This window comes from Archangium gephyra, from assembly GCF_049060025.1.
GTDB classification, from domain to species: domain Bacteria; phylum Myxococcota; class Myxococcia; order Myxococcales; family Myxococcaceae; genus Archangium; species Archangium gephyra_A.
Genome location: NZ_JBMEQQ010000002.1, coordinates 3,432,373 through 3,447,060 on the forward strand (window position 1 = coordinate 3,432,373; position 14,688 = coordinate 3,447,060).

Here is a 14,688-nt window from a genome sequence, read left to right on the forward strand (position 1 = left end):
GTGCGAGGCCCACGGAGGCGGCGGCTTCGATTCACGCCACCTCCGCTAATCGGTCGCCATAGATGTTGTTCGCCTTTTTGGAGGGGCTTCTTGCGGCTGGCAAGTGGCCCTTCCGAGGGAAGTCGCCGGGCCCAGGAACTCAGCGTTTACACAAAGGTAAACAAGAACCCTGGTGCGTCGCCGGGGTGAAGAACGACCCTGAGGGAGCGACGGGACTGGCCGGTCCGTCATGCAGCGGCTTTCTGGGCACCCCGGGGTACATGTCGGCATCGGCTGCTCCTCATGCGGAATAGGCCAGGGTAGGCCTACTCCCTGCAAAGTCTGCCGAGGGGCCGACAGCCCCGCTTGCGCCCAGCAGCGGCGCTCCCCTAACCTTCAACCCTAGGCTGTCGGCCTCAAACAGTTCCGAATCAGATCTATGCGGTCCTAGCTCTCATGGCACGGCGACCAAGGTAGGCGTGTGTCCCAAGTGGGCTATACGGCCGGTTCTCTCCGGCCCTGCGAACGCCCTTTCGCCCCCGGCAACGCTCCTCCTCCGCTCTGCACCACCCTAAGCCCATAATTGGGTCCGCATCCGTTTTATGTTCCAACGGGTGAATCGACCTGCCGACGCAGGAAACGGCTTCCACGGACGTTCTGCCGTATGCTCGCGCGGCATAGGAGTGTTGGCTACACTTGTGACGGAGCGAGGCAGCATGGCCCGCTCAGGCATTTTGGAGGAGCGTGATGCGCGATGCCTCACATGATCAACCGCCCTCACCAGTAATCGATGAGATTCATGCGCGCGAGGCGAGTGCATCAGCGGCCGGGTACTACTTCCAAGCACTCTACGCCCTCATCATTCTCCTGCGCGAATCCAATGAGGACGCTGAGGCCGTAACCCTTGAGAATCTCGACGACATTCATTTCTCGGGAAACAGACCTTCGCTTTTTCAAGTCAAATACTCACGAACCGCCAAGCGCACGCTCACAATAGCAAGTGAGCAACTCTGGAAGACTCTCGCAAACTGGTCCACCCTGGCACGCAGAAAAATCACTCACCACAGACTGATATTGGTGACCAGCGCATCTATTGGGGACGACAATGTCCTCGCAGTGTTGATGGGCAATGGCAGCCGGAAGGCATTGCTCAACGCATTGGAGCAAGAAGCGCAGCGAGTAGTTGATGAAAACACACAGGACTCAAAGAAGTTAACGGCTCGCGCACCTTTGTGTAGAGAATTTCTAAGACTAAGCCAAAAGGAGCGCAAACACCTTATCGCGCGAATCCACTTGGCTTCCGAACGCGCGACCATTGCCACGCTCAATGAACATGCAGCGAAGCACCTCCACCTTATTGAAAAGAAATATCGCTTCTCCATTGCGAAGCGGCTCTTGGAATGGTGGGCGTTGCGCGCAGCACAGAGTCTTACACCTGAAAAGCCAGAGCCCATCACAAAGGCCGAAGTGACCCAGCAGATTTCCGCGCTTCTGCGAGAGATGAGCACGGGAACCCTCCCAGGGGATTTTGAGGATGCAGCTCCTCCGGAAGACATCAATGCACTGAAGCAAGCAGCAGGCGTGCTCGTACAGCAAATCCAACTCGTAAGGCGCGGGGATGGGTACACAAACCGAGCTGTCATCGCTCGCTGGAAAGCAAGGATGCAGCGCGAGGCATGGGTCAACGAGGGTCTAACTGATTGGAATGAACAGGGCAGGTTTGATCTTCGCTTGATCGAAACTTGGAAATTCCAATTCGAACCAGCGTGCGACAATTGCGAGGGAGGAACAGAGGACGAAAAGATCGCGGTGGGCCGAGAAGTTCTTGATTGGGCTTTGCGGCAAGCTCCGGACGAGCAGCGCATTTCAGGCGCTTCGTGGAATAGCTCGTACATGACACGTGGAGTCTTGCAGCAACTTGCTGATGAGAAAAAGGTGGGCTGGCATCCCGATTACGAGGCGCGCCTAAAGGAGAAGCCATGAAACTCAAGGACGTGTCGGTTGACGCCTTTGCGTCCCTCAACCCTGCGCTAGGGGCGGTTGTTTTGTGGCAAACGTGCAGTGGATATATAGACGTCTCAAAAAGAGGCCCCCCCTTTCCTCTCTTGCCCGTATGCATTCCTCTTGTTTTACATCAACCATTCGGCTTGGCACTCAATAAACTATCGATGTCAATGCCATTTTTCGCCTGGATTGACGCGTCTCCTGAAGTTGTCTCAGAGTTCCCGCAAATCATGGCCTCCTATCTTCCAGTTCATCGCGCTTCGCTACTATTCGGGCTTGCCGCCGGTGCACTAGTAATAGGAAACGATGGCGCTGTTCGCTCGGTAAACGAAGGTCTATTGCGCAAGCCCGGAACATGGGCAAAATCCGAATCTGAGCTGCGGCGCCTCCTACAGCGCGCACGACGACTTGGCGAGATGCTAGCTGCGGCTGGGGCTCCTGCCCTCATACTCTCTAAACTGCGGGTTGCGCCATGAGCAGATGGCAGATTGAAAGCTTTTTTCTATACAGCCACCATGGGCAACGCAAATCCCTCCCCCTAGCGAAGAATTCTGTAAATGTAATTTCCGGGCCTGGAGATACCGGAAAAACCGCCCTAATCAATATCCTCAACTACTGCCTTGCCTCTAAGTCGTGCAATATTCCAAATCGCGTTGGCACTGCCGTATCGTGGGTAGGGGCTTTGTGGTGCCGTGGCGAGCAGCGATTCTTCGTTGCGCGACGACTCCGGAATGCGCCTGAAGATAAGCGGGAGTTCTTCGTTGCCGAGGGAACTCAACTTGAAATTCCAGAGTCAGCCGAAGAATGCGTTGCTCAACTGAGCAGAAATGACGCTCAGCATTGGCTGGAAGGGCGCTTGGGAATTGGCGTAGTGCGCGGAGCCAACTCCCATGGGAGCACAGCAACCGGCAGACAGGTATCGCTCCGCAATATTATTCCCTACCTTGTGCAGGGAGCAGGGGTGATTCAGAGCAGCGAAACCCTTTTCCAGGAGATGATTGGGGGCTCGGGGCTTAGAAACATTCGGGCGCTGCCGTACTTCTTGGGTGTTGTCGACGAGGGCACTTTCGCGCGCCAGCAGCGTCTGCGCGATCTGCGCAAACGCCTCGCTATTAGAGCACCAGGAGAGCAGGAACCCGCTGCCCAAATGGACCTATCTGAGTTGGCACCCCTGGCAGTGCTTGTTTCAGAGGCGGTGCAGGTTGGCCTTTGCGATGCGCCGACCATAAATAGCGAGCGTGGATTGCGCGATGCTTTGAGTGGCGTAATAAAAGCTGGGATTCCTGCCGTGAGCAGACGGGGGACGTCTGATCAAGTTGAAGAGCTTCATGAACGCAGGGATACCCTGTTGCGTCGATTGCTCGTCGCAAAACGTCGTCTCAGTGCTGCGGATGAGGCCGTTGACATTGCGAGTGGGTATCAGCAGGCAGCCAGCGCACAAGTAAACCGGTTGAAGGTTGTTGGTCTTTTTTCCGAGAAGCTGGCAGAACATTGCCCTGTGTGCGAGTCGCCAATCTCAGAGCCTACCGAAACGCTCCAGTCCATTCATGCAGCCATCAGCCAGCTACAGCGTGAAATGGGCGATGCACGCCAAGTCCGCCCTCAGCTTGATGATTATCGCAGCAGCATTGAGGCTGAAATCGAACGCATTGGCGAAGAACTATCTACAGTCGACGAAAAACTCAAGGGACTTGTTAATGCACTTGAAGAGTCAGGACGCGTAAAAAGTTACCGAGATAGGCAGTTTTTGGTGTTGGGGAAGATCCAATACTTCATGCACATGGAACGAGAGAGGGCCGCAGCGGCAACATCAAAGAGGACGAATGTATTAAGAGAAGAGTACGATCTTCTTTCGGACAGCGTGGATGATGCAGCAATCGCCAAGAAATTGTCAGAGGCCGAGGATGAAATCTCAGCACTCGCGACAGAGCATATAGCAAGACTGCCATTCAGCAAGGAACTAAAGCCCTGGCGGGTTCGTTTCGTTGCAAAGAAAATGTCTGTTCACATCAGGGATGGCCGCGCGATTAAAGAACTCAGCGCAGTTGGCTCTGATGAGAATGTTGTGACGCTTCATCTGGCGACTGTGCTGGCGCTCCATAAATATTTTTCGTCGCACAGGCGTCCTGTGCCAGGATTTCTCGTAATCGATCAGATCAGTCGCCCATTTTATCCAGCGGATCTCGGAGAGAATGAGGAGAAAGTAGAGGTTGATGATCGTGCTATCGTGAAGCAATACATCGACTTCCTTTTTGATGAAGTTGCCCGACAGGGAGATCTCCAAGTACTTCTGTTAGAGCATGCCTACTTCCGAGATGATGAACGCTTTATGAGTGCTGCGCGGAGGTGGACAGATGCAGAGCGTCTTATTCCGGATGACTGGCCTGATCAGCCGCTTGAACCCGAGTTGTTGGAGGATTCGCCTGAGGATGACGAGGTATAGGCCATAGAAGGTGTCAAAGGACTCGTTCCAACAACTCGCGCCCTACGAGTCGTTTGACACCTTCGCTGCCCGTCGCGGTACGCCGTGAGCGCGAGAGCAGCTCCGCGTCGCGGGAGCATGGCCATCAGCGCCAGCGGGAGAACCCACAGCACGCTCACCCCGGGTGGTTCTCGGGATGGGAGCGAGGACGAGCGAACCCGGCACCAGACGCGAGCGGCCCGCGCCCCTTACTGCCCGAGCGACGAGGGCGGCGGCTTCGCGCTGAAGCAGGGCGCGTAGCATTTGCCCTGGTACTCGAAGAGAGTCTCCGGGCACGGGGCCTTGAGCTCGTGAGGCATCCAGCAGGCGCCCACCAGCTCGACCTCGGTGTAGCGCGTGCAGGGAGGGCGCTTCTGTCCTTTGAAGGGCTCTTTCGGCAGAGGCCGGGCGAGTACGGGTGGCCCCGGGGGGGTGGTGTCCGTGAGCCAGGCGTTGAAGTCCGGCGTCTCGACTGCCGTGGGCACCTCGTGGCGCAGGGGGGCTGGTAGGGCGCTCGGGGGTTGGGACACGGGGGCCAGACGCACCAGCGCGAGGAGCAGGGCGCCTACCGTGACGGCGCTCGCCACGCCCCATCCCAGACGCCACCGGAAGCGGGACTCATGGGGGCCGGACACGGCGCGGACCATGTGCCGCACTTCCTCGAGCACACCTTCCAACGTGAGCAGCAACGACTCCGCCGACTGCCTGTCCTGGGCCCTGGCCCAATCGGTGTGCTCCACTTCCATGGTGGAGTAGCCTCCTGCGGCCCAGGAGCCGAGGAACACACGCCAGTTCTTCCGTGCTGCCTTGCCCTCCTCGGCGGCGTGTTTGCGCACCAGGGCCGTGGCCCCGCTCGTCTCGTTGGTGGCCAGATACAGTTCCTCCTGGCTGTCGCCGGACTGCTGCACCTGCTCCTGAAGCAGGTACGGCCCCACCCGCTCCGCTCCCTCCCCGCTCGCTTCGGACTTCTTCTCCTCGTCCATGCGTGCTCCTCCCTGGCCTCCCCGCCTACGGGTGGCCAGGTGCTCTTGTTGGCATGGACCGAACCCTATTTCCAGGAGGTAGCCGGTGTGTCAGGTGGGGGCCTACTCACGGGGACGCCGGGGAAGACCGTGGCCCCCTGTGTCAGGGAAGTTGTCGCCTCGACGCCCGAGCTTCGGCTGCCGTGCTGCTGGTGCCGTCCACCGTGCCCGAGGTTCGGCTGCTGGTGCTCTGGTGATCTCCGCGGGCCCGAGGCTCGGCTGCTGTCCTGGTGGCCGTCCTTCGCGCCGTGGCGTATAGGCAGGAGAGAGGCCGTGTTGAGGGGGAGGGCTGGTGCAGAGGGGCCGAGGAGGGCCGCTGACGGGTGCCGGCCGAGCTGGGAGCCGTGCCGGTGCAGAGGCCACGCAGCCTCCTTGGGCATGCCTGCCCAGGCCGCCCTCAGGAGGCACGGCTCGCATCAGGGGACCCAATTCGGTTCTTGTCCATGCGCCACCTGCGCCACGACGCCCGGTGGCGCAGCCCGGCGAGCAGCTCGGCCTCCCGGGTGAAGCGGCACACCGCATCCCCCCGGACGCCTTGTGGAGCAGCCGCGGAGGCGATGGCGCCGCCAATGCCCCGTCAGGTAAGGTGCCCGCCCACGGGAGGTGAACCATGGCTCGGCTCGATGGCAAGGTAGCGCTGGTGGTGGGTGGAAGTGGCGGCATCGGCAGGGCGGCGGCCTTGACGCTCGCCCAGGCCGGAGCCCGGGTCGTCGTGGCCGCACGGCGCGTGACCAAGGGCTCGGCAGTGGTCCAGGAGATCCTCGGCCAGGGTGGCACAGCCCGCTTCCTCGAGACCGATATCACCCAACTGTCCCACGTGACCCGGGCCGTGGAGAGCACAGTGGCTGCTTTTGGCCGGCTCGACTGCGCCGTCAACGTGCCGGGAATCACCGGCCAGCCCTGCACGATCGCCGACTGCACCGACGACAACTGGGACCAGGTGCTCCACCTCAACCTCACGGCCTTCTTCTGGTGCATGCGCGCCGAGCTCCGGCAGATGCGGGCCCAGGGTGGAGGCGGCCGCATCGTCAACGTCTCCTCCGCCATCGGCAAGCGCGCGTTCCGCGGACTGGGTGCGTATGGGGCCACCAAGCGCGCGCTGGAGAGCCTCACCGAGACCGCCGCGCTCGAGGTCGCCTCGGAAGGCATCACCGTCAACGCGGTGGCCCCGGGCTCCATCGAGACGGAGACCTTCCTCGATTTCACCCAGGGCGACGCGGCCACCCAGCGGATGATGGCCGAGACCTACCACCCCTTGGCCCGCATCGGGCAGCCCGACGAGGTGGCCCGTGCCATCCTCTATCTCTGCGCCGATGCCACCTTCACCACCGGCACCACCCTCCCCGTGGACGGCGGCTGGATCTTCCGCTCCTAGGCGTATAGGCGGGATGGGGCCCTGTGGAGAGGAACAGCGGTCCGTGGCCTCAGCGTCCGCAGGGTGAGCCACCTCCGCCCGCTCCGCCCTGGCTTCACCGGCTCCAGAGTCGCACGTCCGTGCCGGCCCGCCGGACCAGGAGCGGGCTCGCCACGCCATCCACCGGCTCGATGCGCGCAGGCAACGAGCCACACACCACCTGCCGCCACCCGAGCGCCCGCAGCGCCGCGTGCACCTCCTCACCAAACGGCCCACCGTAGGAGGTCAACAGGTGCGAGGCACGGATGCGGCCCAGCAACTCACGCCCCGCCTCCACGGGCAGGTAGTACAGCACCTCCGCCAGCAGCACGAGGTCCGCCTCCAGCGGCACGTCCAGCGCGGACGCCTCCACGATGCGCACCCGCTCGTCGCTCCCCAGCCGCTGGCGCAGGCGCGCGGCGAAGTGGGGATCCGCCTCCACCGCGTGCACCACCGCCTCCGGGAACAGCGACCGGAGCCGCTCCGTCATCAACCCCTCGCAGGCCCCGACGTCCACGACGCTCCGGGGCGGGCTCCCGGTGAGCGAGCCCAGGACCTGGGCCGTGAGGGCGTAGCGCTCACGCTCGTACGTCGAGTGGGTGAAGCCCCACGGGTCCTCCAGCTCGGCGAAGATCTCCGGCTTCGTCAGCGACAACGCCCGCACCACATCCGCGTGACGGATCTCGCAGAACGCCTCCACCCCCAGCCCGTCCCGCACCGGGTGCGTGCACGCCTCCGTGCCACCGGGCCGGTCGCGGTAGAGCGCGTTCAGCAGCTCCAGCTTGCGCTGGAAGGCCGCGTCGTCGAGCACCTGGAACGCGGTGGGCCTCGCTCCGAGCGCGGGAACCTGGAGCCGATCGAACACGCGGCTCACCGCGAGGCAGACGTCGCGGTGGCGTGGCGCCTCCTCCTGGGGGCTGTGGGTGAAGACCCGCACGCCGCCCCGGGCCGCCTGCTCGCGGCACCAGGGTTCCAGCCCGGCGGGCGTCAGCGCTCGCATGCCGCGCGCCCCGAGCGCCCGGCCCACCGTCTCCAGCTCGCGTCCAAGGCCGTCCTCCTCCGCCACGACGGCGAGCTCCGCCCCGGCGCAGACCGTGCTGAACAGGCGCGCCACGTCTTCGGGATGAGCGGCCACGATGAGCGTGACCCCCGGTGCATTCGAATTCATGTCAGGTTCCAGTGATGAAGGGAATCAACTGCTCACGGATGAGCGGCTCCCACTGCATCTGCCCGGCGAGCCGCCGGCCCGTCTCCAGCAACGCACGGGCGGCCCGCTCGTCACGGGGGAGCCGCTCCACCACCCGCCGCGCCACGGACTCCGCCGTCCGCCGCTCCAACGCGTGGAGCTCTTCTCCGGACAGCGCCTTCCACTCCTCGACGGTGCGCGGCGGCACCCGCGCCTCCTCCGCGGCGTAGTCCGCCACCACGAGGTTGGGATACGCCGCCTCGGGCGTCCCCAGCCGCTCGCACAGCGCGCGCACCGTCGGGCGCGCTCCGCTCACGCCCGAGATGACGCAGATGGCCCCGCCGCTCAGCGCCTCGAGCTGCGCGAGGCCGAAGGACTCGTACATCGACTGCCCCAGCGACACGTCCGTGGCCCGGAGCAGGTCATCGCGCGTGAAGTCCAGCCCGGCGGGCCAGGTGGGCTGGTTGATGAGCGCGATGTGGATGCCCGTGCGCCGCGCGTTGAACGCCTCCACGCGCGCCCTCAGCGCACGGATGTTGGGCGAGAGATCGTTCTCCCACCACTGCGTCACCAGGAGCAGCACCGCCGGCAGCCGCTCCTTCGGCAGCAGCTCCGCCAGGTACTCGCAGACCGTGACGTCCCGCGACAGGCCCTTGCACACCTCGTCGCGGGAGATGCGCGTGAGGAGGAGCTGGCAGTCCACCCCCCAGCGCTCCTTCACGTGCCGGAGCACCTTCGCCCGGCTGTCGTTGCGCGCCTCCCAGCTCGTCTCCACCGCGCGGTGGCCATGGGGAATGACGGTGACGGGCCGCTCCCGGAAGCCCCGGTCCAGGAAGCGCAACTCGTCCGCCACGGACTCGCTGACGGCCCCCACCCCGTCGCACGCGTGGCCGCCCCGGAGCACCCGGAAGCTGGTCCAGGAGCCCACCGGGAACACCTCGTCCATCGTCCGCCCCTGCGCGAGCGCCAGGCGCTGCACCTGGTAATAGCGGTTGTCCGAGGCCACCTGCCCCGGCTGCGCGCCGTACTCGACAACCACCCGCGGCGTGCGCACCTCGCCCGCGTAGAACACCGTCCGGCACCACCCGCCGCCGTCCAGCCGGGCCTTGTAGGCCAGCGGCAGCGACAGGTGCTCCTGCGAGAGGATGACGGCGCCGGAGCCATCCTCGGGCTTCAGCGCCTCCACCGCGTCGAAGACGGGCTCGGCCATCACCAGCCCCATCATCGCGTCGTGGTCCAGCGGAGGGGCGTGCCGCAGTCCATGGTGCACCGCCTTGCGGTAGAGCCCGTTCACGAGCGCGGAGCCGCCCAGCCGCTCGCCGAAGAGGCTCCGCCAGGCCCTGGACGCCAGCCGCCAGGGCAGCGCACGCGCGCCCCGGCAGTCGAGCGGGACGTCTACCCCCAGCACCGTGCGCATGCGCCGCAGGAACGAGGGCATGGTGCCCAGGAGCACCCGCTGGCTGCGCAACACGTCCGTCAGGTCCACCAGCAACACCTCCACGGGGCCCCCCGGCGCCTCCCTCCTCCCGTAGACGAACGACACGTCGTACCGCTCCTCCACGGGCCGCAGACGCCGCGCCAGCTCCGGCGGGTTGTGCCGCCGCAGGCCGCTGTAGAGCACCTCTCCGCTGGCCTCCAGGTCCCGCTCGAGCGACTCGCTCATCTCATAGCTGCCCAGGCCGCAAGGCCGCACCAGCGGGCTGACCAGCAGCGTGCGCTTGCAGCCCTCGCGGAACCCGGGCGATGCAAGCAATTGCGACAGGACCACTCCCACGCCGCCCAGCGTGCGCGTCGCCTCGTAGGAGACATGCACCAGCAGGGGTCCTTCCCATTTCAAGTCACGCGTACTCATCTCGCATCCACCTTCCACACCCGCTCGGCCATCCCCCGCCCCGCCCCCAACCTCCGGGCGTAGCGTTCGATGGCGGGAATCGTCTTCGCCTCGAGCTGGCTCTCGTACAGGCGCATCGCCTTCACCTTCGCGGGCCACTCCGCTCCCAGCTCCAGCAGGTGCGGAGCGAGCCCCAGCCCCAGCGCGCGCACGAAGGCCGCGATCTCCTCTTCCGTGTACTGCTCGCAGTACGGCAGGTCCTCGTAGAACACGACGCCCCGCGCGCCCCCGCGGAGCGCCAGGAGGGAGTCCCGGACCATGAGGTGGTCCACGTGCCCGGAGATGCCCAGCGGCACGTGGCACACCACGTCCGGCGCCTCGTTCTCCAGCACGTCCCGCAGCGCGGCCTGGACGGCGGGAAAGAGCGGATCCGCGGTGGACGGACGCCGATCCTCCACGCCCGGTGACAGCCGGAGGCTCGTGTCGCGAAAGCCCAGGTGCACCAGGCTCGCTCCCCAGGCGCGGGCGAAGCGCAGGTCCTCCTCCAGCCGCCGCGACGTCACCGCGAACGCCCGTGTCCGGTCCACCGGGAGGACGAACTCCCAGCAGCTCTGGGTGAACACGCTGATCAACGCCCGGGGCACGCCCGGGGGCACCCGCAGCAGGCTCGCGAAGGCCGCCAGCGCGATGTCATCCGGGTGTGGCGAGAAGAAGAGCTGCCGGGGCCTCCCACCCTCGCGGTGCTCAGCCATGGGACGGGGAGGCCAGCCGCGGCATGGGCCACTCCTCGACCGGGAGGTCGTGCAGCATCCCCTCCGGCGTCACGAAGCCGAGGACGACGACACGCTCCCCGTCGTTGTGCACCGTGTGCGGGAACGGCCTCACGGGCCGGTCCAACAGCCGCGTCAGCCCCTCGGAGTAGCGGCCCGAGGTGATGAGCCAGTGGCCCTGCCCGTTGGGCAGCAGGCAGGGCCTGTCTCCGCCCAGCCAGACCAGGCCTGGCCGGGACTCGCCCAGGTTGAAGGTGAAGAAGCTCTTGTCGGAGTGGGGCTCGGAGGCATGCGTGACGAGTTGCCGGCGGCTCCGTGTGGCGTTGGGCGCGTGGTACTTCACGAAGCGGACGGCGCCCTCCGTGTGCTTGCGGAACAGGCGCAGCAGCCCGCCCTCGCGCAGGCCATGGCCCAGCTCCAGCGCCTCCAGCAGCACGAGCGAGACGGCGTAGCAGGCCCGGTAGGCTTCCTCCGAGGCCTCCAGCAGCTCTCGCACCGGCGCGGGCACGCACTGCTTGCGGAAGTTCTTCCACGTGGCGGGTTTGGCCATGAAGGCCTCGATGGCCTGCCGCACCACGGTGGACTCCGGGAACCACGTGAAGTTGTAGCCCGTCTGGAAGACGGTGGGCGCGTGCATCAGATCGTTCAGGTACGGATGCGCCAGCAGGGCATGCTGGTAGATGGCCTCGTAGCGCTCGAAGCTCCCCTCCAGGCCGTGCTGCTCCAGCAGCGCGGAGGGCCGCTCCAGGTAGAAGAACCCGCGCTCGTTCAGGTGCGTGATGAGCCGCTCCGCGAAGTCCTCGCGCCGGGCGGGAGAGCCCGTGCGGAAGTCCTCCAGTTCCAGGGGCTCGATGCCGTCGAAAAGGGGTGTCTCCCGCCGGATGAGCCCATCACTCCCCGTCGCGGAAAGCAGCGCGGGAGCCGGGGAGCGAGCAATGTTTTGCATGGAGATGGACGTGCGATGTCGTGGTGTCATGGGCATGACCAGGGCTTGATGAACGACAAGATACAGCCCACCACTGACACGCCCGGCTCACCCACCGCGTCCCTCTCAATGCCTGTCATCGGACGGGCCGTGTGGCCCAAGCCCGGCCGCATGGGCGCCAGTAGCCGTTCACGGTTCAGGCCTTCGCCCGTCCATGAGGGATGCGAACCCGTTGCACCCGGGCGCGCCCGGTCGAGGTCCCCGGCTGCTTTCTGGGAAGGGGCCTCACGTCCATGGCGCAGCAGCGTCCGGCGTCAGGCCCGGGCCACGCGGAGCTCGCCCCCAGTTGCTGCAAGGCAGCGGTCTCCGCGGCCATGTCGAAACCCACCGCGGTGGAGAGCGTGGCCAGTTGGGCCAGCACCTCCTGCGAGACCGCCTCGGGACGTCCGGCGTCGAAGGGGGGCGCGGGAGCGTACTCGAGCAGGAGTTGGATGGACTGGGCGACGACGGGGCCCGCCAGCTCGGCCGCGAGCGTCAGCCCGAAATCGATTCCCGCCGTGACGCCTCCGCCCGTCAGGAGATGGCCATCTCGCACCACGCGCCCCTCATCCGGAATGGCTCCGAACAAGGACAACTGCTCGCGAGCGGCCCAGTGGCTTGCCGCTCGCCGGCCCTCGAGCAATCCCGCGGCCCCCAGGATGACCGAGCCGGTGCACACGGACGTGACGAAACGCGCCGTGGAGGCCAGCCGGCGGATTGCATCCATGAAGACGCGATCCCTCACCACGTTCACCATGGGCCCACCCGGGACACACAGCACATCACACCGCTCCACGTCTTCCAGCCGCGTCAGGGGATCGAGCGTCAGGGCGCCCTCACGGATCGGCTGCCCTCCCACGGAGGCGAAGATCTGCCTCACACCGGGAAGCATCCCGAACACCGCCTGCGGTCCCATGAAATCCAGAAACGACACACCGGGGTAGAGTGGAAAGACAATCTCGAGGTTCGAAGCCATTGCCGGAACTCCTTGTCTGGTTTGACGAAGCCACTCTGGCTTGTCAGGCTCATGTCCGAAAGGACGTAGTTCCCTCTTTTTCCGCCATGGCCCGTGACATTGGCTTCCTCCTCTTCCCGGCGTTCCAGATCCTCGATTTCACCGGACCCGTGGCGGTCTTCGAGGCGCCCCCAGGCGAACGGGAATTGCTCCCCTACCGGTTGCGATTCCTGTCCGCGGAGGGAGGACTGATCGCGAGTTCCTCCGGCGTCGCGGTCATGACGGAGCGCTTCGGCGAGCCCGCGTTCGACACGCTCGTGGTCGTCGGGGGAGTGGCGACCCTGGCGGCGATGGAATCGGCCCCGGTGCTGGAGTTCGTCCGGGCCGCGGCGGCGAGGTCCCGGCGGGTCGCGAGCATCTGCTCCGGTGCCGGCATCCTGGCCGCCGCGGGGCTGCTCGATGACCGGCGAGCGACCACCCACTGGGGATTCGCCGCGCATCTGCAGCGCCGCTATCCGCGCGTGCGCGTCGACGCGGAGCGGATCTTCATCCAGGACGGTCCCATCTGGACGTCGGCGGGAGTCAGCGCCGGCATCGATCTCTCCCTTGCACTGATCGAGGAAGATCTCGGCCTCGAGGTGTCGCGGGCCAAGGCGCGCGCGCTGGTGGTCTACCACCGCCGTCCGGGAGGACAGTCCCAGTTCTCCACGCTGCTCGAGCTCGCCCCTCCCTCGGATCGCATCCGCCAGGCACTGACCTTCGCGCGCGAGCATCTGCATGAGCCGTTGAAGGTGGAGCGGCTCGCGGAGGTGGCGTGTCTGAGCCCGCGTCAGTTCGCACGGGCCTTCCTGGCGGAGACGGGGCAGACACCGGCCAAGGCGATCGAGCGGCTGCGCGCGGAAGCGGCCCGGGTGCGGCTCGAGACGGGCTCCGAGTCCATCGAGCAGGTGGCCGGCGCGGTGGGGTTCTCGGACCCCGAGCGGATGCGCCGCGCCTTCGTGCGGCTGTTCGGGCAGCCACCCCAGGCGCTCCGGCGGAGCGCGCGGGCGGCGGAGGTGGGCCGTTGACCGGGAACCCGAAAACGCCATCCGGGTGGATGCGCGCACCCACCCGCGGGTGGACACACTCGCCTGGGTGACCCTCGAGGTATCCACTCGGCGGAGCGGAGCACGTCCCGCATATGACGGCCTCCTCCAGGCCGGTTCCCCCGGGAAGGCCGTGCACGAGGCGTGCGGCTCTACTCCATCTCCTCGTTGGCGCCGTCCGGCTCCGTGCCCGTGTGGATGTTCTCCAGCGCCTCACCGAGCGAGCTGTCGTTCTCCTGGCCGAGCAGGATGAAATCGAGGCCGTGCTGCGCCTGCTCCTCAATCTGCGCCTTGTACTTCGTGTAGAGGACCTGGTTGGCCTTGTGGACCTTCTCGGCCTCGCCGGGCACGGCGTCCTCGGCCGGGAGCTGCGCGAGCTGCTCGTTGATGCTCGCGAGCTGCTCCTCCAGCGCCGCCTTCATCTCCGCGTCCTGCGTGGCCGCCAGCTGCTGCTCGAGCGTCTTCTTCGCCTGCTCGAACATGGGCCGCTGCTGCCGCCGCATGTCACCGGCCACGGCGCCCCAGTTCGAGGTGTACAGGGCGGCGGTGATGGCATGGTACTCCCTGGGCGACATCTTCTTGCCTTCGAGCTGGTCGATCCAGGTGGACTGAAGCTCGGAGATGAAGGACGTCAGCTGGCTCATCGCCTTGAACGCATCGCCGAGGCCCGGGTTCTCGCCGGCCGAGGACTGCAGCTCCTTGGCCTTCTGCTCGTACGCCTTGAAGACCGGCTGGAGCGTGGTGCGGACCGCGAGGTACTCCTGCAGCCGCTTCTCCTCGATGGTCACCGGCACGCCCTTGGCCGGCGCGCTGAAGGGGTACTTCTGGTTGAGCGCGTCCGCCCGCTGCCGCGTCTCCTCCGCGGTCTTGCCGGCGGCCTGGATATCGCCGGAATACTCCTCTGCCTTCCCCTTCATCCAGAAGCCACCCGCGACCACGGCGATGATGCCCACCAGCACCAGGGACCCGCAGCCGATGCCCACTCCAATCAGGACCTTCTTCACGTTCGCCTCCTCGAGCCCGAAGGGCCCAACCAAG

General features: G+C 65.5%; 12 protein-coding genes. 5 read left to right on the top strand and 7 right to left on the bottom strand.

Features of this window, described 5'->3' with window-relative positions; translation table 11 throughout:
• The first annotated feature begins 726 nt into the window (after positions 1 to 726).
• The 3 genes from ACN28I_RS14780 to ACN28I_RS14790 are packed head-to-tail and all read left to right on the top strand — an operon-like array spanning position 727 to position 4,426.
• Positions 727 to 1,962 carry an ABC-three component system protein gene (locus tag ACN28I_RS14780; protein ID WP_420942673.1) on the top strand — a complete coding sequence of 412 codons (1,236 nt, stop codon included), beginning with the start codon at positions 727 to 729 and terminating at the stop codon, positions 1,960 to 1,962.
• Complete coding sequence (locus tag ACN28I_RS14785; RefSeq protein ID WP_420942674.1) at positions 1,959 to 2,459, top strand: three component ABC system middle component; 501 nt, start codon at positions 1,959 to 1,961, stop codon at positions 2,457 to 2,459. The genes ACN28I_RS14780 and ACN28I_RS14785 overlap by 4 nt, the downstream gene beginning before the upstream one ends.
• On the top strand, positions 2,456 to 4,426 hold the full coding sequence (locus tag ACN28I_RS14790; protein WP_420942675.1) for a DUF3732 domain-containing protein: 1,971 nt from the start codon (positions 2,456 to 2,458) through the stop codon (positions 4,424 to 4,426). The genes ACN28I_RS14785 and ACN28I_RS14790 overlap by 4 nt, the downstream gene beginning before the upstream one ends.
• 227 nt (positions 4,427 to 4,653) lie before the next feature.
• On the opposite strand, the gene ACN28I_RS14795 is transcribed toward ACN28I_RS14790, so the two are convergent.
• Complete coding sequence (locus tag ACN28I_RS14795; protein WP_420942676.1) at positions 4,654 to 5,427, bottom strand: hypothetical protein; 774 nt, start codon at positions 5,425 to 5,427, stop codon at positions 4,654 to 4,656.
• 649 nt (positions 5,428 to 6,076) lie between these two features.
• Here ACN28I_RS14795 and ACN28I_RS14800 point away from each other — a divergent pair.
• Positions 6,077 to 6,841: an SDR family NAD(P)-dependent oxidoreductase gene (locus tag ACN28I_RS14800; RefSeq protein WP_420942677.1), complete on the top strand. Its 765-nt coding sequence runs from the start codon at positions 6,077 to 6,079 to the stop codon at positions 6,839 to 6,841.
• A gap of 94 nt (positions 6,842 to 6,935) precedes the next feature.
• Here the strand turns inward: ACN28I_RS14800 and ACN28I_RS14805 are convergent, their stop codons facing one another.
• From ACN28I_RS14805 to ACN28I_RS14825, 5 genes are all read right to left on the bottom strand, one after another.
• Positions 6,936 to 8,027: a class I SAM-dependent methyltransferase gene (locus ACN28I_RS14805; protein WP_420942678.1), complete on the bottom strand. Its 1,092-nt coding sequence runs from the start codon at positions 8,025 to 8,027 to the stop codon at positions 6,936 to 6,938.
• A gap of 1 nt (position 8,028) precedes the next feature.
• Positions 8,029 to 9,897, bottom strand: coding sequence for a hypothetical protein (locus tag ACN28I_RS14810; protein WP_420942679.1), 1,869 nt, complete (start codon positions 9,895 to 9,897; stop codon positions 8,029 to 8,031).
• Complete coding sequence (locus ACN28I_RS14815; protein ID WP_420942680.1) at positions 9,894 to 10,628, bottom strand: PIG-L deacetylase family protein; 735 nt, start codon at positions 10,626 to 10,628, stop codon at positions 9,894 to 9,896. The genes ACN28I_RS14810 and ACN28I_RS14815 overlap by 4 nt, the downstream gene beginning before the upstream one ends.
• Complete coding sequence (locus tag ACN28I_RS14820; RefSeq protein ID WP_420942681.1) at positions 10,621 to 11,592, bottom strand: hypothetical protein; 972 nt, start codon at positions 11,590 to 11,592, stop codon at positions 10,621 to 10,623. The genes ACN28I_RS14815 and ACN28I_RS14820 overlap by 8 nt, the downstream gene beginning before the upstream one ends.
• 175 nt (positions 11,593 to 11,767) lie before the next feature.
• Positions 11,768 to 12,586 carry a DJ-1/PfpI family protein gene (locus ACN28I_RS14825; RefSeq protein WP_420942682.1) on the bottom strand — a complete coding sequence of 273 codons (819 nt, stop codon included), beginning with the start codon at positions 12,584 to 12,586 and terminating at the stop codon, positions 11,768 to 11,770.
• Positions 12,587 to 12,672: 86 nt separating this feature from the next.
• Here ACN28I_RS14825 and ACN28I_RS14830 point away from each other — a divergent pair, with 86 nt between their 5' ends.
• Positions 12,673 to 13,632, top strand: coding sequence for a GlxA family transcriptional regulator (locus ACN28I_RS14830; protein ID WP_420942683.1), 960 nt, complete (start codon positions 12,673 to 12,675; stop codon positions 13,630 to 13,632).
• 170 nt (positions 13,633 to 13,802) lie between these two features.
• Here ACN28I_RS14830 and ACN28I_RS14835 read toward each other — a convergent pair whose 3' ends face one another.
• Entirely contained in the window at positions 13,803 to 14,654 is an 852-nt protein-coding gene (locus ACN28I_RS14835) for a hypothetical protein (protein ID WP_420942684.1), read from the bottom strand.
• Positions 14,655 to 14,688 lie beyond the last annotated feature (34 nt).